The 20,953-nt window shown below is 47.6% G+C and carries 17 protein-coding genes; 10 read left to right on the plus strand and 7 right to left on the minus strand.

Annotation, left to right across the window (positions count from 1 at the left end; all coding sequences use genetic code 11):
* Positions 1–227: 227 nt before the first annotated feature.
* The 8 genes from metX to J8N69_RS07380 all read left to right on the plus strand — a co-directional run bounded on the left by metX (position 228) and on the right by J8N69_RS07380 (position 9,270).
* Positions 228–1,385 (plus strand): homoserine O-succinyltransferase MetX, encoded by a 1,158-nt coding sequence (gene metX, locus J8N69_RS07345; protein ID WP_168823928.1) that lies wholly within the window; start codon positions 228–230, stop codon positions 1,383–1,385.
* Complete coding sequence (gene metW / locus J8N69_RS07350) at positions 1,385–1,975, plus strand: methionine biosynthesis protein MetW (protein WP_168823926.1); 591 nt, start codon at positions 1,385–1,387, stop codon at positions 1,973–1,975. Before metX ends, metW begins: the two co-directional genes overlap by 1 nt.
* A gap of 20 nt (positions 1,976–1,995) precedes the next feature.
* Entirely contained in the window at positions 1,996–2,619 is a 624-nt protein-coding gene (gene rdgB, locus J8N69_RS07355; protein WP_168823924.1) for an RdgB/HAM1 family non-canonical purine NTP pyrophosphatase, read from the plus strand.
* Positions 2,616–3,785, plus strand: coding sequence for a radical SAM family heme chaperone HemW (gene hemW, locus J8N69_RS07360; RefSeq protein ID WP_168823922.1), 1,170 nt, complete (start codon positions 2,616–2,618; stop codon positions 3,783–3,785). Before rdgB ends, hemW begins: the two co-directional genes overlap by 4 nt.
* 453 nt (positions 3,786–4,238) lie before the next feature.
* A complete protein-coding gene (locus J8N69_RS07365) occupies positions 4,239–5,822 on the plus strand; it encodes a BCCT family transporter (protein WP_168823920.1) in 1,584 nt (527 codons plus the stop codon).
* Positions 5,823–6,105: 283 nt separating this feature from the next.
* Positions 6,106–6,672, plus strand: coding sequence for a TMEM165/GDT1 family protein (locus J8N69_RS07370; RefSeq protein ID WP_168823918.1), 567 nt, complete (start codon positions 6,106–6,108; stop codon positions 6,670–6,672).
* 27 nt (positions 6,673–6,699) lie between these two features.
* Positions 6,700–8,556 carry a DUF294 nucleotidyltransferase-like domain-containing protein gene (locus J8N69_RS07375; protein WP_168823916.1) on the plus strand — a complete coding sequence of 619 codons (1,857 nt, stop codon included), beginning with the start codon at positions 6,700–6,702 and terminating at the stop codon, positions 8,554–8,556.
* Positions 8,557–9,270, plus strand: a complete 714-nt coding sequence (locus J8N69_RS07380) for a 3'-5' exonuclease (RefSeq protein ID WP_168823914.1) — start codon at positions 8,557–8,559, stop codon at positions 9,268–9,270.
* A 32-nt stretch (positions 9,271–9,302) separates the two neighbouring features.
* Here J8N69_RS07380 and J8N69_RS07385 read toward each other — a convergent pair whose 3' ends face one another.
* The 7 genes from J8N69_RS07385 to J8N69_RS07415 form a co-directional block, all read right to left on the minus strand.
* The gene (locus J8N69_RS07385) at positions 9,303–10,379 is read right to left on the minus strand and encodes a LacI family DNA-binding transcriptional regulator (protein ID WP_168823912.1); all 1,077 of its coding nucleotides are present in this window, start codon (positions 10,377–10,379) and stop codon (positions 9,303–9,305) included.
* Positions 10,380–10,489: 110 nt separating this feature from the next.
* Positions 10,490–12,106 carry an alpha-glucosidase gene (locus J8N69_RS07390; RefSeq protein WP_168823910.1) on the minus strand — a complete coding sequence of 539 codons (1,617 nt, stop codon included), beginning with the start codon at positions 12,104–12,106 and terminating at the stop codon, positions 10,490–10,492.
* Positions 12,107–12,239: 133 nt separating this feature from the next.
* Positions 12,240–13,334, minus strand: coding sequence for an ABC transporter ATP-binding protein (locus J8N69_RS07395; RefSeq protein WP_168823908.1), 1,095 nt, complete (start codon positions 13,332–13,334; stop codon positions 12,240–12,242).
* Between the two features lie 71 nt (positions 13,335–13,405).
* Positions 13,406–14,545, minus strand: a complete 1,140-nt coding sequence (locus tag J8N69_RS07400) for a carbohydrate ABC transporter permease (protein ID WP_168823906.1) — start codon at positions 14,543–14,545, stop codon at positions 13,406–13,408.
* Between the two features lies 1 nt (position 14,546).
* Entirely contained in the window at positions 14,547–15,557 is a 1,011-nt protein-coding gene (locus J8N69_RS07405) for a carbohydrate ABC transporter permease (RefSeq protein WP_168823905.1), read from the minus strand.
* A gap of 120 nt (positions 15,558–15,677) precedes the next feature.
* Complete coding sequence (locus tag J8N69_RS07410) at positions 15,678–17,030, minus strand: ABC transporter substrate-binding protein (RefSeq protein WP_168823903.1); 1,353 nt, start codon at positions 17,028–17,030, stop codon at positions 15,678–15,680.
* A 462-nt stretch (positions 17,031–17,492) separates the two neighbouring features.
* On the minus strand, positions 17,493–18,461 hold the full coding sequence (locus J8N69_RS07415; protein WP_168823901.1) for a carbohydrate kinase family protein: 969 nt from the start codon (positions 18,459–18,461) through the stop codon (positions 17,493–17,495).
* Between the two features lie 196 nt (positions 18,462–18,657).
* Here J8N69_RS07415 and J8N69_RS07420 point away from each other — a divergent pair, with 196 nt between their 5' ends.
* Positions 18,658–19,392 carry a response regulator gene (locus J8N69_RS07420; protein ID WP_168823899.1) on the plus strand — a complete coding sequence of 245 codons (735 nt, stop codon included), beginning with the start codon at positions 18,658–18,660 and terminating at the stop codon, positions 19,390–19,392.
* The gene (locus tag J8N69_RS07425; RefSeq protein ID WP_168823897.1) at positions 19,382–20,848 is read left to right on the plus strand and encodes an ATP-binding protein; all 1,467 of its coding nucleotides are present in this window, start codon (positions 19,382–19,384) and stop codon (positions 20,846–20,848) included. The genes J8N69_RS07420 and J8N69_RS07425 overlap by 11 nt, the downstream gene beginning before the upstream one ends.
* Positions 20,849–20,953: the final 105 nt, after the last annotated feature.

Here is a 20,953-nt window from a genome sequence, read left to right on the forward strand (position 1 = left end):
TGCAAAACCGCCCTAACCACATTAGGGCTTTTAATTACCAATAAAAAATAGCCAACAAAAAGGCCGCAGAACCGCTTTCTCTCGCCCGCATTCTCTAGCAACCTCTTGATGACACCAGACGCAAACGCTAGACTGTGTGGCATCATTCATCGAGATACCTTCCCACTCTTCTTCACGGGAATTCGAGCACTTTCTTTAGGACTTTACTTTAGGATAAAAACAAACCTATGCCGGACGTCATTCCAGCCGATTCTGTTGGTATTGTTACGCCACAGACTGCGCAATTCGACACACCGTTGGCCTTATCCTGCGGGCAAACCTTGTCATCATATCAATTGGTTTACGAAACCTATGGAACGCTCAACAAAAACGCGTCCAATGCCATTTTAATTTGTCATGCCCTAAGCGGCGACCATCATGCCGCTGGCTACCACAAGATGACAGACAACAAACCAGGCTGGTGGGATACCGCCATTGGGCCTGGTAAAGCCATTGATACCAATACCTTTTTTGTCGTTGCCCTAAATAACTTAGGCGGTTGCAGCGGCTCAACCGGGCCGACCAGCATCAACCCACAAACGGGGCAACGCTGGGAAGCCAGCTTTCCGATTGTCACGGTAGAAGATTGGGTCGAAAGCCAAGCCCGCTTGGCGGATGTATTAGGTATTCAAACCTTCGCGGCGATTGTCGGCGGTAGCCTTGGTGGCATGCAAGTCTTGGAGTGGAGCATTCGCTTCCCTACACGCTTGAAGTCAGCAGTGATTGTCGCTTCAGCTCCCAAGCTGTCGACTCAAAACATCGCCTTTAACGAAGTCGCGCGTCAGTCCATTCGCCGTGATCCTGAGTTTTTCGATGGCAATTATCTCGACAATCACTCGGTGCCAACCAACGGCCTTGGTTTGGCGCGTATGTTAGGTCACATTACCTACCTGTCGGACGATGCCATGGGCGCTAAATTTGGCCGCCAAATGCGCCATGACAATTACCAATACAACTACGGCATTGAGTTCGAAGTAGAAAGCTACTTACGCTATCAAGGCGAAGCATTTACCAAGCGCTTTGACGCCAATACCTACATGCTCATGACCAAAGCATTGGATTATTTTGATCCCGCCTCGCAAACAAACGGCGACTTGTCGGCGGTACTGAGCCGAGCGCAATGCGCATTTTTATTGGTTTCTTTTACGACTGATTGGCGTTTCGCACCGGAACGCAGTGAAGAAATTGTTAACGCACTGATCAAAGCTGGTAAGCCCGTTTCTTACGCAAAAATCGAAGCGACTGAAGGCCATGACGCCTTTCTTTTTCCCATTCCTCGCTATATGGCGGTGCTAAATACCTTCTTGACTCGTATCGCCAATCACATCATCACGGAGGTCAAATAATGCGCTCTGATTTAGAAATAATCGATGAATGGGTTCAGCCCAATATTCGAGTGCTCGATTTGGCTTGTGGTCCCGGTGAATTACTGCATCACCTGATTAAAAACAAACAGGTCAATGGCTATGGTTTGGAAATTGGCCCGGACGATTTAAACACCTGTATCGAAAAAGGCATCCCCGTTTTAGAGCAGAACATTGACGAAGGTTTGCAGAATTTCGACGATCAAAGTTTTGACTTGGTGTTAATGACGCACGCCTTGCAACAGTTCCGCCGCCCAGATTTACTGATCGACGAAATGCTGCGCATTGGCAAAGAATGCATTATTACTTTCCCGAACTTTGGCCACTGGCGTAGTCGCCTGCATTTGGCATTAAAGGGCCGCATGCCCGTATCAGACTTCTTACCGTACAACTGGTATGACACGCCGAACATTCACTTTTTTACCTTCCAAGATTTTGAACGTTTATGCCATGAAAAAGACATCAAAGTCTTACGTTGGGCCGCGGTGGATGGTCAACTAAAAGATCATTGGTGGATTCGTTCCATGCCGAATTTATTCAGTGAAACGGCTATTTTTCATATCAGTCGCTAGACGTCAAAGAGGAACACACGATGCACAAAACCATCGTACTCGCCAGCAACAATGCCGGTAAAATCAAAGAATTCAATGCCTTGCTTGGCGACATGGGCATCGATGTGAAACCACAAAGTGAATTTAACGTCGAAGAAGCCGACGAGACTGGCTTGAGTTTTATTGAGAACGCCATTTTAAAAGCACGCAATGCCTGTGCGCACACCGGTTTGCCTGCCTTAGCGGACGATTCTGGCATTGAGGTGGATTATCTTAATGGCGCGCCGGGCATTTACTCGGCTCGCTTTGCGGGAGAGCACGGCAATAACGACGCGAACAACAAGCTACTATTGGAAAAATTAGACGGCGTGCCTGAATTAGAGCGCACGGCGCGCTTCCACTGCGTCTTGGCGTACATGCGCCATAAAGACGATCCAACGCCACAGGTCTTTCATGGCGTATGGGAAGGCCGCATCTTAACCTCAGCCGAAGGCCAAGAAGGCTTTGGTTATGATCCCATATTTTATGTACCCGAATGCGCTTGCAGTGCGGCGAGCCTACCAAAAGAAGTAAAGAACCAAATTAGCCATCGCGGTAACGCCATGAAACAGCTTTTTGCAGCCTTTCAGTCGCCCTCTTTTCCGCCACAAGGTAAGCCATTTTGAGCACCCAGTTACCACCACTAAGTTTATACATCCATTTACCTTGGTGCGTGCGAAAGTGCCCTTATTGTGACTTCAACTCTCATCAAGCGGATCGTTTTGAAGCCAATGGCAAACTGCCAGAAGACGCCTATCTCGCGCAGCTGCTGGCAGACTTAGACGCAGATTTGCCTTATGTGGCAGGACGAGCAATCCAAACCGCGTTTATTGGCGGCGGCACGCCCAGCTTGATGAGCGAAGACTTCTATTATCGCTTAATGGATGCGCTGCGCGAGAAACTCACTTGGGCAGATAACGCTGAAATCACCATGGAAGCCAACCCGGGTACTTTTGAACAGGAAAAATTCCGCCATTTTCGCCAAGCCGGTATTAATCGTTTGTCGATTGGCATCCAAAGTTTCCAGCCAAACCTGTTGAAAACCCTAGGAAGAATCCACAACCGCGACGAAGCCATACAGGCTGTGGATAAGTCGAGAGTCGCTGGTTTCGATAACATCAACCTCGATTTAATGCATGGCTTACCCGATCAAAGCCTAGATATGGCCTTAGAAGACTTGTCGCTGGCGATTGAGCTGAATCCTGAACACTTGTCTTGGTATCAACTCACCATCGAGCCGAATACTGAATTTTATCGTCGCCCTCCTACCCTGCCAGAAGACAATACCTTGTGGGGCATTCAAGACGCCGGACAAGCATTGCTCACGCAGCACGGCTACGCTCAGTATGAAGTGTCAGCGAACGCAAAGGAAAACCGTCGTGCCGCACACAATCTTAACTATTGGCGCTTTGGCGACTATATCGGCATTGGCGCGGGGGCTCATGGCAAGATCACACTGGCTAACGGCGAAATCTTTCGTACACGAAAGACTCGCCACCCCAATCATTACTTAAACAACCTGCCTGAAGCCTTGGTCATCAAAGACGCCATCGAGCAAGCCGACCTTCCACTTGAATTTATGATGAATCGGCTGCGCTTATTCGAAACCTTTGAGTTACAGGATTATCAGCGATTTACCTATCAAAGTGTCCCAGACGCATTGATTAAAGCCTGTGAAATAGCGCTAAAGCAAGGTCTGCTAGAAGCCGATGAATGGAAAAATCAACGCGTCACAACGACAGAAAAAGGCAAATTATTCCTCAACGAATTGCTCGAACTCTTTCTGCCTTAACCCTTGTTTTCACTGTCATGAGTCTGGTCATTTTATTTACTATAATTTGACATCTAACTAAATTGGTGCAACCCTTAACTCTGTAAAAATTAAAAAAGGCCATTCTAGATGGCCTTTTTTAGCTTCATGGGTAACCACACTTTAGTGGCGTTCCCAATAAATGATCTTTTTAAACGAAAAAAATTAGCCCATCGCGTTGTTCTTATTCAACAATTTATGGCTTTTTAGCCTGATGTTTTCGCCTTTTATTGGAGGCAGGTCAGGCTAGATTAATCAGCAGAATTATTCGCCCAATTAGGCATGAATTGTGAAAACAGAACAAAATACGTCGTATTAAGAACAATCTAGTAATGAAAATTCTTTTAGGGTGAAGTAGTGAATTGTGCAAAAACGCTCATGTTGATTTTCGTTTAAAAAGATTCGAAAGGGTTACACTCATTCAGGAGAATGTTTATGAGTAATAAAGTACCCGACAATGGTCGGGCCGAATACAACACCTCGTACAAGGTAGGACAAGATAACGTACAGTTTCTTGGCCTAGATGTACTCAATCCAGTATTTAGTACCAGCGCGCTGATTATTTTTGCCTTCATTATCGGCAGTATTCTTTTTCCTGCAGATGCGAGCACAGTCTTATCGGGCGCCAAAAACTGGTCAATCAGCAACTTTGATTGGTTTTTTATGGTCGCTGGTAATATTTTTGTACTCTTTTGTTTGGTGCTTATTTTCCTGCCTGTGGGTAGAATCCGCCTCGGTGGCACAGAAGCAAAAGCAGAACACTCGACCATCACCTGGTTCTCTATGCTGTTCGCAGCAGGCATGGGCATCGGTCTGATGTTTTGGAGTGTGGCAGAGCCTGTAGGTTATTATACTGGCTGGTTCGGTACACCATTCGATGTGGCGGCTAACACACCCGAAGCGCGCGATCTGGCCATGGGTGCCACCATGTTCCATTGGGGTCTTCATCCTTGGGCTATTTATGCCGTAGTGGGTTTGTCGCTGGCCTTTTTTGCCTACAACAAAGGCTTACCACTGACCATTCGCTCTGCTTTTTACCCCTTATTTGGCGAAAAGGTATGGGGCGCAATCGGTCACTTCATTGATGTCATTTCTGTGATTGCGACCATTTTTGGTTTGGCAACCTCACTTGGCTTTGGTGCGATGCAGGCCGCCAGTGGACTCAATTTTTTATTCGATATTCCCAATTCTTTAACAACGCAAATTGTGGTGATTTGTGCGGTCACGGCGGTTGCCATTATCTCGGTAGCACGTGGTTTAGAAGGCGGGGTTAAACTGCTTTCAAACGTCAATATGATTATCGCTGCTGCTCTGGCGATCTTCGTGATTATTGTCGGCCATACTGGCGCGATCTTCATGGCGATGGGCTCGTACTTATTCAATTACGTGGAAAACATTATTCCTTTAAGTAACTGGATTGGCCGTGAAGACACAACCTTCTATCATGGTTGGACAGTATTTTACTGGGCTTGGTGGATTTCTTGGTCACCATTTGTCGGCATGTTTATCGCGCGGGTTTCTCGTGGTCGTACGGTACGTGAATTTGTGATAGCGGTGCTATTAGTACCGACCATTGTGTCCCTTGTGTGGATGTCGGTTTTCGGTGGCTCTGCGTTAGAGCAATCGGCAAATGGCATTGGTGCATTGGCAAATGGCATAACCGATTCCTCTTTGGCCATGTTCCAAATGTTTGAGAATTTACCTCTCACCTCTGTCATTTCCTTTGTGGGTATTGTTCTGGTGCTGGTTTTCTTTGTCACCTCTTCAGACTCTGGCTCCTTGGTCATTGACGGTATTACCGCCGGCGGTAAAACCGATGCGCCGATGATTCAGCGCGTGTTCTGGGCGGTGCTAGAAGGTGTTATCGCGATTGCTCTATTGATTGGCGGTGGTTCTGAAGCGCTAGGGGCGATTCAAGCCGCGGCGATTACCATTGGCTTACCTTTCACTCTGCTTATGTTGATCATGTGTGTGAGCTTGTGGAAAGGCTTAAAAACCGATATGCATCTTTATAAGTAATACTAAAAAGTCGCTAACAAGGTAAACGGCCTAACCGTTTACCTTGTTTTTTTTTGTTAAAGCTTTTACTATCAGCGCCCTCTTAGGGGAGTAATCTTCTTTGCACCTACAACCTATGTACTGCAAAGATTCTTTGTCAACATAATTGAGCCTCACGCTTGTGGCAAAGAAGTCCTGATCCGATGCTGATCGACGGGATTGATGAGACTTAAGACAATGACTTGGCTCAGGTGGGCACAGGTAGTTGTCTTTCGTTTTATTGCCCACCTAGGACCTATCAAAAATGGAAGCATTACTCACTTCTATCTCTACTGTTGCCCTTGCTGAAATGGGCGATAAAACTCAACTTTTGGCTTTGTTCCTAGCAACGCGTTTTGCCTCTAAAATGTCGATTGTGCTGGGCATTCTTGCTGCGACCTTACTTAATCACGCGTTGTCTGCTTGGTTAGGGGTCGAAATTGCTCAATGGATACCAGAAAGCGCAATCAGTTGGATTGTTGGCCTAAGCTTCATTGCTGTCGGCTTATGGTTATTGATTCCAGATAAAGACGATAGTGAAGACAATCAAATTCTAAAATACGGGGCGTTTAGCGCCACCTTTGTGTTGTTTTTCCTAGCTGAAATTGGCGACAAAACACAAATTGCCACCGTCTTATTAGGCGCTCACTATGGCAGTGTTTGGATGGTCTTAATCGGTTCAACGTTGGGCATGATGCTGGCAAACGTGCCAGTTGTGTTTGCAGGTAACTGGATAATGGACAGAATCAATGCTGACCGAACTCGTCAGCTGGCGTGCTTACTTTTTCTCATCATGGGAGCCGTGACCATCACAGCGCCATTGCTTTCATAAATAGGCTTTAATACACAGGAACCTAAGATGGACGTCGAATTAACCGAAATACTCGAAGCACTTTGCCAGCACGCGCCGTTTAATGAGATTGCCGACGATCCGCAACTCAACGACATGACCAAAGAAATAGAGATTCAGTATGTTCGTGCTGGGGAGTGGGTCATCGCTCCAAGCGCACTGAACAATACGCTTTTCTTTATCCGTAGTGGGGCGATAGAGGTACTGAGCAAAGAGAACAAGTTAATTCGACGTATGAATGAAGGCGAACTCTTTGGCTATTTTTCTCTGTTGCGCGGCGGTAAGTCGTCACAATCCATGCGCACCATAGAAGACAGCTTGTTATATCGCATTCCGGCGCGCTGGTTTCTAAAGCTATACGAAGAAAACGACGCATTTTCTGACTTTTTTCAATTAGCTCGAGAAGTGCGTCTTCGGGTTGCAATGGACTCACAAAGCTCAGACGTGTCGTTAATGACCTGTCCTGTTGTTAGCTTATTGCGACGTCCTCCGATTAGCGCAGATATCAGCTCAGATATTCTGACGTCTGCGCAAATCATGGCGGAGCATCGTGTTTCAAGCTTACTGATTACTGAAAATGACGAACTTATCGGTATTGTCACCGACCGAGACCTGCGCACGCGCGCGGTTGCCAAAGGCCTTGCCTACGACACCTCTGTTGCCGACATTATGACCCGCGATCCGATCGTCATGGACAGCGGTGACTATGCCTCTGAGGCCGTGTTGAAAATGATGGAACGCAACGTCCACCATATTCCCATCGTCAAAAATGGTCGCCCGATTGGCGTGGTCAGTACTGGCGACATTATCCAAAAGGAAAGCCACGGCAGTGTCTACCTGATCAGTGATATCTATAAGCAAACCAGCATTGAAGGGTTAAAAAGCATCAGTCGTAAAATGACGCATACCTTTACCCATCTGGTGGTAGCGGATGCCAATACGCAGATGATTGGCAATGCCATGTCGCACATAGGTACCGCTTTTGTAAAACGTCTTTTGCAACTGGCGGAAGAAAAATTCGGCCCACCACCGGTGCCTTATTGTTTTATTGCTTTGGGCTCACAAGCCAGAGAAGAGCAAACCATTAAAACCGACCAAGATAATGCCCTGATACTAAGCGACAAATATGATAAACAGCTACATGGTGAGTATTTTGAGGCGCTAACCGATTGGGTCTGTCGACACCTTGACGATTGTGGTTACGATCTTTGCTCAGGCGATATCATGGCATCGAACCCGCGTTGGCGTCAGCCGCTGAGTGTTTGGAAAGACAACTTCAGCGAGTGGATCCAAAAACCCAAAGCCGAAGCCCTGTTGCGCCTCTCGATTTTCTTTGATTTACGCGGCATCTACGGCGATAAAACCCTCGCCAAGCAGCTGAATCAACACATACGCCAAGAAGCCAAACAACATTCCGGTTTTTTAACCTTTATGGCGAGAAACGCCAATCAACGCAAGCCACCATTGGGATTTTTCCGCCAATTTGTCTTGGATGGTGAAGGCAAACAATCACGCACCTTTAACTTAAAAGAAAGGGGCATCGCGCCGATCATCGACATAGTACGAGTCCATGCGCTCGCCTGCGGCAGTGACAAGCTCAATACCTTGGAGCGCATCGAAGACATAGACGCGGCTGGATTACTCCCGGATGGCCGAGCCAAAGATCTGGCGCTGGCGCTAGAAATGATTGGCATGGTGCGTATTCGCCATCAAAAAGAACAAATAGAAGCGGGGGAAGAACCCAATAATCATGTCAATCCCGAAAACTTGTCTTCCTTTGAGAAACGTCATCTACGAGACGCTTTTCACATCGTTTCACGCCAACAGGAATTTATTAAATTTCGCTATGCAGGGAAACGCAGCTAGATGAGTAAACCATTGAAAGACAAAGCAAAAGAAGAAATGCAAGATTGGCAAGTGATGTTCGCAGAGTGGGCAAATGAAGCACCAGAAGGCCCGCTAAAACGCTTTTACCAAGCTGGCATGATAGCGCCCGAAACCGCCCTTCGAGACACGCCGTTACTGGCGCTAGACTTGGAAACCACGGGGCTAGATCCGAGTAAAGATGAAATCATCAGCCTTGGCCTGATTCCACTCAATCATCAAATCATTCGTTGCCAAGGCGCCCAGTATTGGATGGCAAAACCTGAACGGTCGCTCAACGCAGAATCCGTCACCATTCACGAAATCACGCACTCGGAGCTGGCTGAAGCGCCGCCTTTACATGCCATTTTGGATGACATCTTAGTCGCGCTCACTCATCAGGTGGTGGTGGTACATTGTGTTGCCATTGAGCGGCAATTTTTACTCGAGGCCGCCATGAAAGTATATGGTTATCCGCTCTATTTCCCGGTAATAGACACCATGGATATTGAGCGTCAAGTGACCTTTAAACCTTGGTGGAAACGCTTTGGCCGACAGCCTTCATTGCGCTTAGACGCCTGTCGCCAACGTTATAAACTACCGCGTTATAAAGCCCATCACGCGCTGACCGATGCGCTGTCTTCCGCCGAATTATTGCAGGCTCAAATTGCCCATCATATGGACCCAAACGCGGCTATTTCACGCTATTGGGTATAAACCAGAAGAGGCCTCTAAATCATTCAAAATCGTTAAGCGACTGCAGATTCCATGAGCAAAGGACAGCTTTCTCGAATCACCAATTCGGTTTCCAGCACCACATCTTTGGCCTCTCGTAGGCCTAAAAACACTTCCGCCGCAACACGGCCTTTTTCCACCGTATGTTGATGGATGGTGGTGATAGATGGGTGAATATTAGCGCTTTCAGCAATGCCATCAAAGCCCACCACTTGCAGGTCTTCTGGCACACGTAACCCCATATGCAAGGCCGCTTGAACCGCCGCAATGGCAATACAATCACTCATACACAACAGCAGTTGCGGGCGCTTAGCCATGGTTAAGGCTTCACGGGCAGCCTGATACGCCAGCTTGTGATTGTTTTCAGGAATGTTCCAGATATGTTCGGACGCAACCGACAATTGATGCTCTTCCAAGGCTTGAAAGTAGCCATATAAACGCTGAATAGAAATAGACGCAGCACGATCAAACAGCTCGTCTTCGCGTATACGACACACCCGATCTGTCGCCAACAGACTCAAGCCTAAAATCGCCACGGCTTCAGGCTTGTGCTTTAAGGCATGGCAGGCAATTCGATAGGCGCCACTGTGGTTTTCTATGTTGACCGACGTCGTCCCCGGAATGAAACTGTCCACCGTGATGATATTCTTATTCGGCATCAACCAAGGCGCGTTAATGCATTGCTGTGGTTTATGACCATAGACAATAAAACCATCCACCATGGACGATTGCATACGACTTTGCGCGTCTTGCTCCACCTGATCAGAAGACAGCAACAGCATGTTATATTCGTTGGCTTCAAACACCTCCGCCATGCCTTTCAGAAACTGGTTTGCCACAGGGTCGGTTAAGCTATAACTCAGGTCATCAGATAGCACAATGCCAACAATTCCCGTCCGCCCAGTACGCAAACTACGCGCCGCCGCATTAGGCCCAAAATAGCCCATCCGCTCGCATTCGCTCAGAATATTCTCACGCAAACTCGCCGACAATTGATCGGGGCGATTAAACGCATTTGAAATCGTCGCCGTGGACACTTCTAAGCGCTCAGCGACATCTTTTAAAGTCAGTTTTTTTATATTTTTTGTCATACCAACCGCTCTTCACCAAAAAAGAGCGCGCCGACAAACAAGCCGATTTACGTATAACGTAAATCGGCTCATGCTGAATCACTGCGCGCTACATTAAAAACCACACCAAATTAAGACAACCGAGCAAAAAACGCTTGATAAGCGGGTAAAGTCAAAGCTTGTCCTTCTAGATTGGATGTAAAACCATGACCCTCAATTTCAACCAGAGCGTCGCTCAGGGTCGCCTGTTGAGTAGCGCCGGTCATATTCAACACCACCAACAAGCGAGTACCCTGATATTCTCGCACCAAAGCAACTAATTGCGCATTGCCCACATCAAGCTGAGACAATTCACCGTTGACCAAAGCTGGCTGCTGCTGACGCCAATGAATCAACTGACGAACCTTGTGTAACAAAGCGTCAGGATTGGCTTCTTGTTGCGCCACACTCAAGGGCAAATGAGCCGCATCGACAGGTAACCAAGGCTCCACCGTCGAGAATCCACCTAACGTCGAGTCATCCCACACCATGGGTGTACGACAGCCGTCACGGCCTTTAAATACCGGCCACAAAGGAATGCCATAAGGGTCTTGAATACGTTCAAACGGTACCTCCGCTTCCGGCAAACCAAGCTCTTCACCTTGATACAAACACACACTGCCACGCAAGGACAAGATAAGCGCTAAAGCGATCAGCGGATAGGCTTCTGGGTCTTCCTCTGCACCCCAACGCGTGCGCGAGCGCACCACATCATGATTCGATAAGGCCCAACACGGCCAACCATCACCGACAATTTCCTGCATGTTTTTCAACACATTACGGATATATTCTGGCGAATGAGGCTTGTTCAAAAAGTCAAAAGTATAGGCCATATGCAGCTTGTCACCGCCCGACGTATACTCTGCCATGCGTTTAAGCGGGAAGTCATCACCGATTTCACCCACCGCCGTGGTGCCAGGGAAGGCATCCATCATGGTGCGCATGTCTTTCAAAAAGTCTAAGTTTTCGGGGCGACTCAAATCATATACGTGGCGCTGATAGGTATAAGGGTTATCGTGTGGCGCCCCCATGGTTTTGGGTTCACCCGCTGGCACAGGAGGATTGTCTTCCAAACCTTCACTGTGGAAATAGAAGTTCACCGTGTCCAAACGGAAACCATCTACGCCCAGTTCCAACCAAAAACGCATGTTATCCAAATGCGCCTGACGAACGTCTGGGTGATGAAAGTTAAAATCTGGCTGAGACTCTAAAAAGTTGTGCAAATAATACTGCAAACGGCGGCTGTCCCATTTCCACGCGCTGCCACCAAAAATAGATAACCAGTTATTCGGTGGCGAACCATCTGGTTTTGGATCGGCCCATACATACCAATCGGCTTTCGGATTGGTTTTATCTTGGCGGCTCTCTTCAAACCAAGGGTGCACATCGGCCGAATGACTGAGTACCTGATCAATCATGACTTTCAAACCCAGCTCATGAGATCGGTCAACCAAGGCCTTAAAGTCCGCTAACGAACCAAACATAGGGTCGATATCACAATAATCCGATACATCGTAACCAAAGTCTTTCATGGGTGAGGTAAAGATAGGCGACAGCCAAATACCATCTACCCCTAGCGAAGCAACATAATCAAGCTTACTGGTAATCCCCGCCAAATCGCCAATGCCATCACCATTCGCATCCATAAAACTACGTGGGTAAATTTGATAAATAATCCCACCTTTCCACCAGTTCAAATTGGTTGTCATCAGACTCTCCAAACAAGATAAAACATGGGGCAATGCACCGCACTGCCCCAATTAAAATAACGCTTAATAGTACATTTTTAACAACAAGCTTTTAACAACAAGCTCTTAACGGTAAGTTCTTAACAACCAATAGTTAACGAGTATAAGACTGCTCGTTTTCATCAAACAAATGCATTTTTTCCAGCGCCGCTGACAAATGCACAGTATCGCCACGCTTAGTCGGTAACGTACCCGCTTGCTTAGCAATAATCATGTCATCACAACCAGGCACTTGCACATACAGCAAAGTCGCCTCGCCCAATGATTCAACAAAAGACACTTCCCCAGACAAGAAAGCCTGTTCTTGCGTCGCCACCACCAACATATCTTCTGGACGAATCCCAAAGAAAGCCGCCTTAGATTGCTCGCCAGCGTCGGTCGTAATGGGGGTATCCACCATTACCGAAGAAGACAAAGCAACACGCGTTTGCTCACCGGCTTGTTCAATTCGACAAGGCACGATATTCATCGCAGGCGAACCAATAAACTTCGCCACAAACACATTCGCTGGATGCTCATACAGTTCCAACGGCGAGCCGACCTGCTCAATATTGCCCGCAGACAATAAAACAATGCGATCCGCCAACGTCATCGCTTCCACCTGATCGTGGGTCACATAAATCATGGTCGAATCTGGCATGCTGTCTTTCAGATTGGCGATTTCCATCCGCGTTGCGACGCGCAATGCCGCATCCAAGTTAGACAAAGGCTCATCAAACAAAAACACTTTAGGGCGGCGCACAATCGCACGGCCTATCGCCACACGCTGGCGCTGACCACCGGAAAGCGCCTTCGGCAAACGGTCCAAATACGGCGTGAGCTGCAACATATCCGCCGCTTTACGCACTTGTTGATCAATATCTGCTTTGCCTATCTTGGCGATTTGCAAACTAAACGCCATGTTGTCGTACACCGACATATGGGGATACAAGGCGTAACTTTGAAACACCATGGCAATGCCGCGCAATGCCGGCGGAACATCATTGACCACAGTACCATCAATTTCTAACGTACCGGCTGAAATTTCTTCCAGCCCAGAAATCATCCGCAACAAGGTAGACTTGCCACAACCAGATGGACCCACAAAGACAATAAACTCGCCTTGCTTAATGTCCAAATTAATATCTTTTAGTACTTCTACTTTATTTGAGTAGATTTTTTTAACATGGGTTAACTTTACATCTGCCATGGTTCGATTGCCTCAATCTAAATGCTTACCTTGAGTGAGGAGCCAAGCTCAACCCACTCGCTTAGGTGGTGTTATTTCACAGAGCCTGCCAGCAAGCCGCGCACTAAATAGCGCTGCAAACTAAAGAAGACACACAAGGGAACAATAATGGTAATAAAGGCCGACGCCGTCAGAATCTCCCAGTTACCGCCACGCGACCCCAACAGCTCACGCAACTGACCAGTCAGCACCAAATGCTCTTCGTTATTGCCCAGGAAAACCATGGCAATCAACAAATCATTCCACACCCAAAGGAATTGGAAAATCGCAAACGACGCCAAGGCAGGGAAAGACAAAGGCAAGATAATCTTACGGAAAATATCAAAGTCAGACGCCCCATCAACACGCGCAGATTCAATAATTTCGGCAGGCAGACCGGCAATATAATTGCGCAATAAATAAATTGCCAAGGGCAAACCAAACCCCGTGTGCGCCAGCCAAATCCCCACATAGGTTTTCGATCCCACCCCAAAAAACTCACCGATTAGGTTATAGCTTTTCAACAACGGAATAAGCGACATTTGCAACGGCACGACCAGCAAACCAACCACCGCAGCCACCAACAAAGCCCGACCCGGAAAGCGCATCCAAGCTAAAGCATACGCAGCAAATGCGGCCACCAAAATAGGAATAATGGTCGCGGGTATCGTCACCGTCAAAGAGTTCAGAAATGACTTACCTAAACCTTCTGTGCCCAGTACTTCACGATAATTGTCCAAGGTGAAACGAGGTGGCACTTCCGCGGTATAGAAAATGCGCTGACTACGCCCTTGCCATGGGGTCGGCGAAGAAAACGCATAATCGCCATTTTCCATCACTTGTAAGGTTTGTTCTTTCCTAAGGTCGACTACGGCTCCCGCTTCAAATGCTTCAGGTTGCAAAGAACTCGAACCAAATAACGTAATTTTGCCCGACGCGCCTTCCAAAACATTACCACGAATGACGAAGTGATCGCCTTCCTGAACCTGTGTTTTAGGGTCATTGGCACGGGTGACAAGGCGCTGCTCAGACGTCGACAAAGCCGTCCACCAACCCGAGACCGACAACTGATCCTTGTCTCGAATAGACGAAATAAACAAACCGGCGGTCGGAATCGTCCAGATAATCACCAAAAACAACACAGTGGCATGAACCAAGTAGGTCAATGGCGACCGTTTAGAGGATGCAATCATATTAACGGCCCTCCATTTCTGCGTTTGCACGCTTAATATTCCAAATCATAATCGGGATTACCAACACCATAATAACAATCGCCACCACGGCGCCACGACCGAAATCGCCACCACCACGGAACATCCAGTCAAACATCTGATTCGCCAACACTTGTGTGTCCCACTGACCATTGGTCATCGCCAAGACAATATCGAACACCTTTAATACAAGAATGGTAATCGTCGTCCACACCACCGCAATGGTTCCCCATATTTGCGGCACCATAATTTTAAAGAAAATCTGCACCCCATTCGCGCCATCCAAGACCGCCGCTTCAATGGTTTCATCCGGAATACCACGCAGGGCCGCCGACAAAATCACCATGGCAAAGCCGGTTTGAATCCACACCAAAATGATCATCAAAAAGAAGTTGTTCCAGAAAGGAATGGTGATCCAGTTTTGCGGCTCACCACCAAAAAACACCACGACCGCATTCAACAAACCAATTTGTGCATCCCCGCCACTGCGGAAGTCATAGATAAATTTCCAAATGACCGACGCACCGATAAAGGAAATCGCCATCGGCATAAAGATCAGGCTTTTCGCAATGTTGCCCCACCAAATACGGTCCGTCATGGTGGCGATAACCAAGCCTAAAAAAGTCGCCGCGGTTGGTACAAAAATCAACCACAGCATGTTATTGCGGAAAGACTCAAAAAACTCATCACTGCCAAACAACCACACATAGTTAGACAAGCCGACGAATTCGTCACCACTGCGGTCAAAAAAGGACAATCGAATCGAGTCAATCACGGGATAAAATAGATAAAACGTCAGCAACAGCACCGCGGGGCCTAAAAACAACCAAGGGCGAACGCCGTTGGCAATACGTAAGTTACGAGCCACTTGTTGTGCCGGTCCACTTTTCGTCGGGAAAATTTTATCTAATAAAATATTGGAACCATAAAAATAGACAGCACATCCCAGTACCCCCAAGATCATGGTTATTAACGCGGAAGCGAGCTGAGCCATAGCATCTCCAAAAAATACATCTAGCGCATGAATAAACGATTGCGTCATTCATCTTTCATTAGGCAACCAAGAAAACAAACCGCTACTCCATCGTCTGAGTAGCGGCTTGCATAAGCCGTTTTATTTTAAGGCATCCCACGTTTTCTGAATGTCAGTGGCCACTTCTTTTGCGGCTTTACCGCCCGTGTAATCCACCATACCCGTCCAGAAAGAACCGGCACCGATTTTACCCGGCATCAAGTCAGAGCCATCAAAACGGAAAGTGGTCGCGTAGCGCAAAATCTCACCTTGTTTCTTCGCCGCCTCACTGGAATACAGTTCAGGGTTGGCGCCTAAATGCGCAGACAAGAAACCAGTTTGCGCCATCCATACTTCATGGGCGATAGGAGAGCGAATGAAGTCAATAAAGGCACGCGCCCCTTTTGAATCATTGGTAATGCTCATCAAGGTGCCGGCACCCAAGACAGGGTTACCCAAATCTTTGGACGCATAAGATGGAAGGTAGAAGAAATCGGCATCTAGGCCAAGCTGAGTACCTGCTGGGAAGAAAGCCGGAATAAACGACGCCTGACGATGCAAATAACACTTAGGTGGCGACTGGAACATGCCTTTAGGGCTGTCACGGAAGTCCGTAGAAGAGACCGCGCCAGCGCCGCCATCAACGAACGCATCGTTACGAGCAAACCAACCAAACTCTTCAATCGCACCAACAATGCGAGGATCATCGAACTTAATGTCATTGGTGACCCAGCCGTCATAGACAGACGCGGGCTGAGTGCGAAGCAATAAGTCTTCTACCCAATCCGTGGCAGGCCAACCCGTTGCCGCGCCGGAGCCCAAACCGATACACCAAGGCGTACCGCCATCAGCGACAATCTGTTCCGTTAAGGCTTTTAAGTCTTCCATGGTTTCAGGCACATCGTAACCCGCATCCATAAAGTTATCTGGAGAGTACCAAACCAAGGATTTCAAATCTGCACGATAAAAAACACCGTAGAAATCGTCCTGCCCTTTCTGGTTTTTAAAGGTAGCAAGGTCAACCCAAGATTGGCCAGCGGCGTAATCTTTTACCACAGCGTCTTTCACTGTGTCATTTAACGGTGTAATAAAACCTTTAGCGGCCAAATCCGCGGCCAAACCCGGCTGCGGAAAAACCGACACGTTCGGGGCACTGCCGGCTTGAGCATCGATTACGATTTGCTGTTCAAAAGAATCTGAGCCCGCGTAGTTCACTTTAGCGCCTGTCGCCTGCTCAAAATAAGCAACGACTCGCTCGAAGTTGGTTTTTTCATCGCCCATCCAAGGGCCAAAAACGGAAACCGTTTCACCGGATAATTTAACCGATTTTAACGCTTCGTAGCTTTCCCAATTAAATCGAGAATCTTCACCAGGTGTAAACAAGAGGTCTGCTGCGTGCACAGCATTTGCAGAAAGAGTCAGGGCGATTGCCGCCGACAAAAAAGATTTTTTCATCATTGCTCCTTACAGGCCTAGCAGGGAATCCCTAATACGCCTTTATTTTTTATTATCATAGGTCGAAACAAGGTAAAACAGTCTTCTATAAGGATTAAGAAGAAAATCGATTATTCACAAACAAAACCCGCGCTTCAAGCGCTTCACATCCTTAATATTGACTTAATTGTTTTTAAATTTAGTCGAGCTTGATCAAAACGCGAATCTTATTTTATCGGAAATGGGCGTATAAAAAACAAACAACAAAGACTTTTCTCTCTAAATTCAGCGGGTTAAAGATAAGAAAAATTTTTCTAGGGGACACTTTTATAATTTTTATTTGCGTATTTTGTGCATATTTAAAACAAAAAAAGCGTGAACCTCACGCTTTAAAATTGTCTTATTATTTTGCAAAATAGTTTTTTAGCGCGCTGACTCAATCCTTGCCAAACGCTAACAATCGATTTTGGGCGCCATTTTTCTTTAAAAACGGCTTAACTGCGCCTGCGCTTCTTGCAAAGAGGGCAAAGACGGATAAGCACCCAATTTCGTCACCGAGTCCGCGCCACAAGCCGCCGCAAAACGCACAATGTCGACTAATTGATCTGACGACAATGCCGCTAAAGACGCCTGATCACCGCCTAATTCAGCCAATTTATACAGCAAGCCGCCCACAAACGCGTCGCCCGCCGCGGTGGTGTCTTTCACGTCTACTTTTGGTGTAATCACTTCACCCTCACCATGAGCCTCGGTATAAAAGCGAATGGGATTGGCGCCGTCGGTTAAGACAAACAAGGTCACACCCGCCGCTAACGATTCATCGATTAACGCGAAAGGGTCCGCCGCTAATACCGCCAACTCTTCTAAACTCGCTTTGACCACATCGCCACTTTGCATCCAATCAATAACGCGTTTGGTATCTACCTGGCCATTTGGCCAAAGGTTGATGCGCAAATTAACATCAATACTAACGACCCAGTTCGCCGCACGCGCCATGCTAACCCCCGCCAACGTCGCCTTGGTAATATCAGCATCGGTTAAGGTATTAGAGCAGGTGTGAAAAACGCCTTGGTGATCAAACCAAGTCGCATCAAAATCGGCGGCTTTAAATAGGATATCTGCAGAAGGGCTGCGATAAAACTCAAAACTACGCTCGCCGGTTTGGTCCAAACTGACAAACGCCAAGGCCGTTTTGGCTTCTTGGGTCATCAGCATATTGCTGGTATTCACGCCATAGCCATTGAGAGAGTGCTTTAAGAAATGGCCAAACGCATCGTCGCCCACTTGCCCAACAAAATGGCTATTGCCCCCTAAACGCGCCACCGCCACCGCCACATTCGCTGGCGCGCCACCAGGAAACTTAGTAAAGGATTCAAGCTCACCCGCTTGAGTGGCTCCATTAGAAAGAAAATCGATTAAGGCTTCACCGAACGCCATTACTTTTGTTGTCATTGTTCTGCTCTCTATGTCAATCGAAGGTAAAATAAGGTTAGTCGAAAAATTATGCAGGGCTGACACGATTAAATCAATTTAATTTATTTAAAGCGTGTCGATCCGTTCCCGGATATGGTAATTGGTTCACTGTCACTTTCTTGTTAGACTCAAGCCCCTATAACATTCCTTACACTAACCTTCATTGAGCAAAAAAATGACCCAAGCTAAATGTCTCTATGTTGTAGACGATGATGATGATATCCGCAGCCTGCTCAAAACCTACTTAGAAAAACACCAATTTAACGTGCTAACGGCCGATTCTGGTGAGGCATTTTTAGCCAATTTTCGCGCCGATCAAGAAGTTGATCTGGTCATTTTGGACATTATGTTACCAGGCCAAGATGGCTTCGCGGTGTGCCGATCACTCAGAGCGCAGTCACAAGTGCCCGTCATTATGCTGACGGCAAACTCCGATGAAATGGATCGTATTATTGGCCTTGAAATTGGCGCAGATGATTATCTTGCCAAACCGTTTAATCCCCGTGAGTTATTGGCGCGGATCAAGGCTATTTTACGCCGTATGGAACACAGCGAAGTGGTAGAAATCGCCCCCGTGAGTCAGCGTTTTTATCGTTTTGCACAATTTACGCTGGATACCCTGTCGCGGGAATTGCATATTGGCAATGAAAAAGAGTCTTTGTCTGGCGCCGATTACAACCTGCTCATGCTGTTTTTAACCCACCCAGGCGCGGTGTTAACGCGTGAACTGATTGCTGAAAACACCCGCGGACGCGACAGTGCACCACTGGATCGCTTTATTGATGTGCATGTTAGTCGTTTGCGCCAACGCCTACGAGAAGACGCACGTCAACCACAGCTGATCAAAACCGTTCGTGGCCAAGGTTACATATTGACCGCCAGTGTCGAAGCGATTAGCGATGCCAACTAACCACCCTGCCAGCAATCGCTCGCGATTAAAGCGTTGGTCGCAATCACTTACCGGCCAAATTTTAATCGTCATGGCATTAGGTGTTGCCAGTGCGCAGTTCGTCAGCTCAAGCATTTGGCTGCGCCAATTAGAGTCCGACACCGAAGAAAACGTCCGCGAGGTGTCCAAACACATGGCGTTTCGTATCGCCGCGACGGTCAGCTATTTCAAATCCCTGCCCACCAACTATCGACACATTGTCATCGACCAATTACAAGACATGGGCGGAACGCGCTTCTTTGTGACCCTTAATAAAGAAGAAATTCGCATCAACAATATTCCCGACTCGCCGCTCAAAGACATTGTTAAAAACGAAGTACAGTCGACACTGGTTAAACAACTGGGTATTCACAACGCCAAGATCGCCTTTTCCAGTCCCGACGACCTGCATGTGATCAACAATCATACCCGTCTTGTCGATTTACCCGAGCGCTGGGGACACCACAGCTTGTTAGTAAAGCCGCTTACGCCACCCATTATCGTGATTCAAATTCCTATTAATGATAAAGACTGGCTGTACCTTGCGAGCTTGACACCTGACCCGTATTTTTTAGATGGTGCGTCTGCGCTGAGCGAAGATCGCTTGTTTTCCATGGCGATGTCGGTGATTACCGTGCTGTTACTCAGCATCATTATACTCAGGCGCGTGACTCGACCGCTCGCCATGCTAGCAAGAGCGGCGGAACGCTTTGGTCAAGGGGACTGGAAGCCCATTAAAGAAGTCGGCAGTATCGAAGTACGCAACACCGCCAAAGCCTTTAACGACATGCAACGGCGCATCCAGCGTTATCTGAATGACCGGGAACGGCTTTTTGCGTCTATTTCCCATGATCTAAAAACCCCCATCACACGCTTACGCCTACGCGCCGAAATGCTCGACGAAGACGACCTTCGTGACGCCATGATTCGAGACCTTGAAGATTTGGATATGTTGGTAAAAGGTGCCCTTCAGAGCGTAAAAGAAACCGATATTCATGAAAATCGCATCGAAGTGAACATTTCAAGAATGCTCAAAGACATGCAGTCAACGGCCAATTTACACGACATCAAACTCACCGTGGTGGGCGAGTTGAAACACCCTTTCATAGGCAAGCCGCTGGCGATAAAACGTTGCCTAGGCAATCTGGTTGATAACGCCTTGTACTATGGGAAAACCGCGACGGTTTTCATTGAAGACGACGAAGATGAGGTCTGTCTTCGCATCTGCGACCAAGGCCCCGGCATTCCCATTGACAAAATGGACAAGGTTTTTCAGCCCTATACTCGCCTGACGCCAGACCATTCCGGCCACCCTGGTGGTATGGGATTGGGCTTGAGTATTGCGCGTAATATTGCCCGCGCTCATGGCGGGGAAGTCACGCTTAACAATCACCCTAAACAAGGCCTTGAAGCCAAGCTCTGGTTACCCCGACACTGACGCCACAACGCCTTTGCCTGCACGCGATTTGTGCAGGCAAAGCGCAATAAAATCGACAACAAACAGCAAGCCTGCAAGACTTTGTTACAGTAGGTTGCTCTATTT

The sequence above is a fragment of the Marinomonas profundi genome, from assembly GCF_020694005.1.
GTDB lineage: Bacteria > Pseudomonadota > Gammaproteobacteria > Pseudomonadales > Marinomonadaceae > Marinomonas > Marinomonas profundi.

What these genes read in the sequence shown, in the direction of transcription:
- J8N69_RS07380 (WP_168823914.1), top strand. Translation starts at nt 8,557, where the DNA reads ATGAGTAAACCATTGAAAGACAAAGCAAAAGAAGAAATGCAAGATTGG.
- J8N69_RS07385 (WP_168823912.1), bottom strand. Translation starts at nt 10,379, where the DNA reads ATGACAAAAAATATAAAAAAACTGACTTTAAAAGATGTCGCTGAGCGC.
- J8N69_RS07425 (WP_168823897.1), top strand. Translation starts at nt 19,382, where the DNA reads ATGCCAACTAACCACCCTGCCAGCAATCGCTCGCGATTAAAGCGTTGG.
- J8N69_RS07365 (WP_168823920.1), top strand. Translation starts at nt 4,239, where the DNA reads ATGAGTAATAAAGTACCCGACAATGGTCGGGCCGAATACAACACCTCG.
- J8N69_RS07405 (WP_168823905.1), bottom strand. Translation starts at nt 15,557, where the DNA reads ATGGCTCAGCTCGCTTCCGCGTTAATAACCATGATCTTGGGGGTACTG.
- J8N69_RS07410 (WP_168823903.1), bottom strand. Translation starts at nt 17,030, where the DNA reads ATGAAAAAATCTTTTTTGTCGGCGGCAATCGCCCTGACTCTTTCTGCA.
- J8N69_RS07375 (WP_168823916.1), top strand. Translation starts at nt 6,700, where the DNA reads ATGGACGTCGAATTAACCGAAATACTCGAAGCACTTTGCCAGCACGCG.
- J8N69_RS07400 (WP_168823906.1), bottom strand. Translation starts at nt 14,545, where the DNA reads ATGATTGCATCCTCTAAACGGTCGCCATTGACCTACTTGGTTCATGCC.
- J8N69_RS07390 (WP_168823910.1), bottom strand. Translation starts at nt 12,106, where the DNA reads ATGACAACCAATTTGAACTGGTGGAAAGGTGGGATTATTTATCAAATT.
- J8N69_RS07420 (WP_168823899.1), top strand. Translation starts at nt 18,658, where the DNA reads ATGACCCAAGCTAAATGTCTCTATGTTGTAGACGATGATGATGATATC.
- metX (WP_168823928.1), top strand. Translation starts at nt 228, where the DNA reads ATGCCGGACGTCATTCCAGCCGATTCTGTTGGTATTGTTACGCCACAG.
- rdgB (WP_168823924.1), top strand. Translation starts at nt 1,996, where the DNA reads ATGCACAAAACCATCGTACTCGCCAGCAACAATGCCGGTAAAATCAAA.
- J8N69_RS07370 (WP_168823918.1), top strand. Translation starts at nt 6,106, where the DNA reads ATGGAAGCATTACTCACTTCTATCTCTACTGTTGCCCTTGCTGAAATG.
- metW (WP_168823926.1), top strand. Translation starts at nt 1,385, where the DNA reads ATGCGCTCTGATTTAGAAATAATCGATGAATGGGTTCAGCCCAATATT.
- J8N69_RS07415 (WP_168823901.1), bottom strand. Translation starts at nt 18,461, where the DNA reads ATGACAACAAAAGTAATGGCGTTCGGTGAAGCCTTAATCGATTTTCTT.
- J8N69_RS07395 (WP_168823908.1), bottom strand. Translation starts at nt 13,334, where the DNA reads ATGGCAGATGTAAAGTTAACCCATGTTAAAAAAATCTACTCAAATAAA.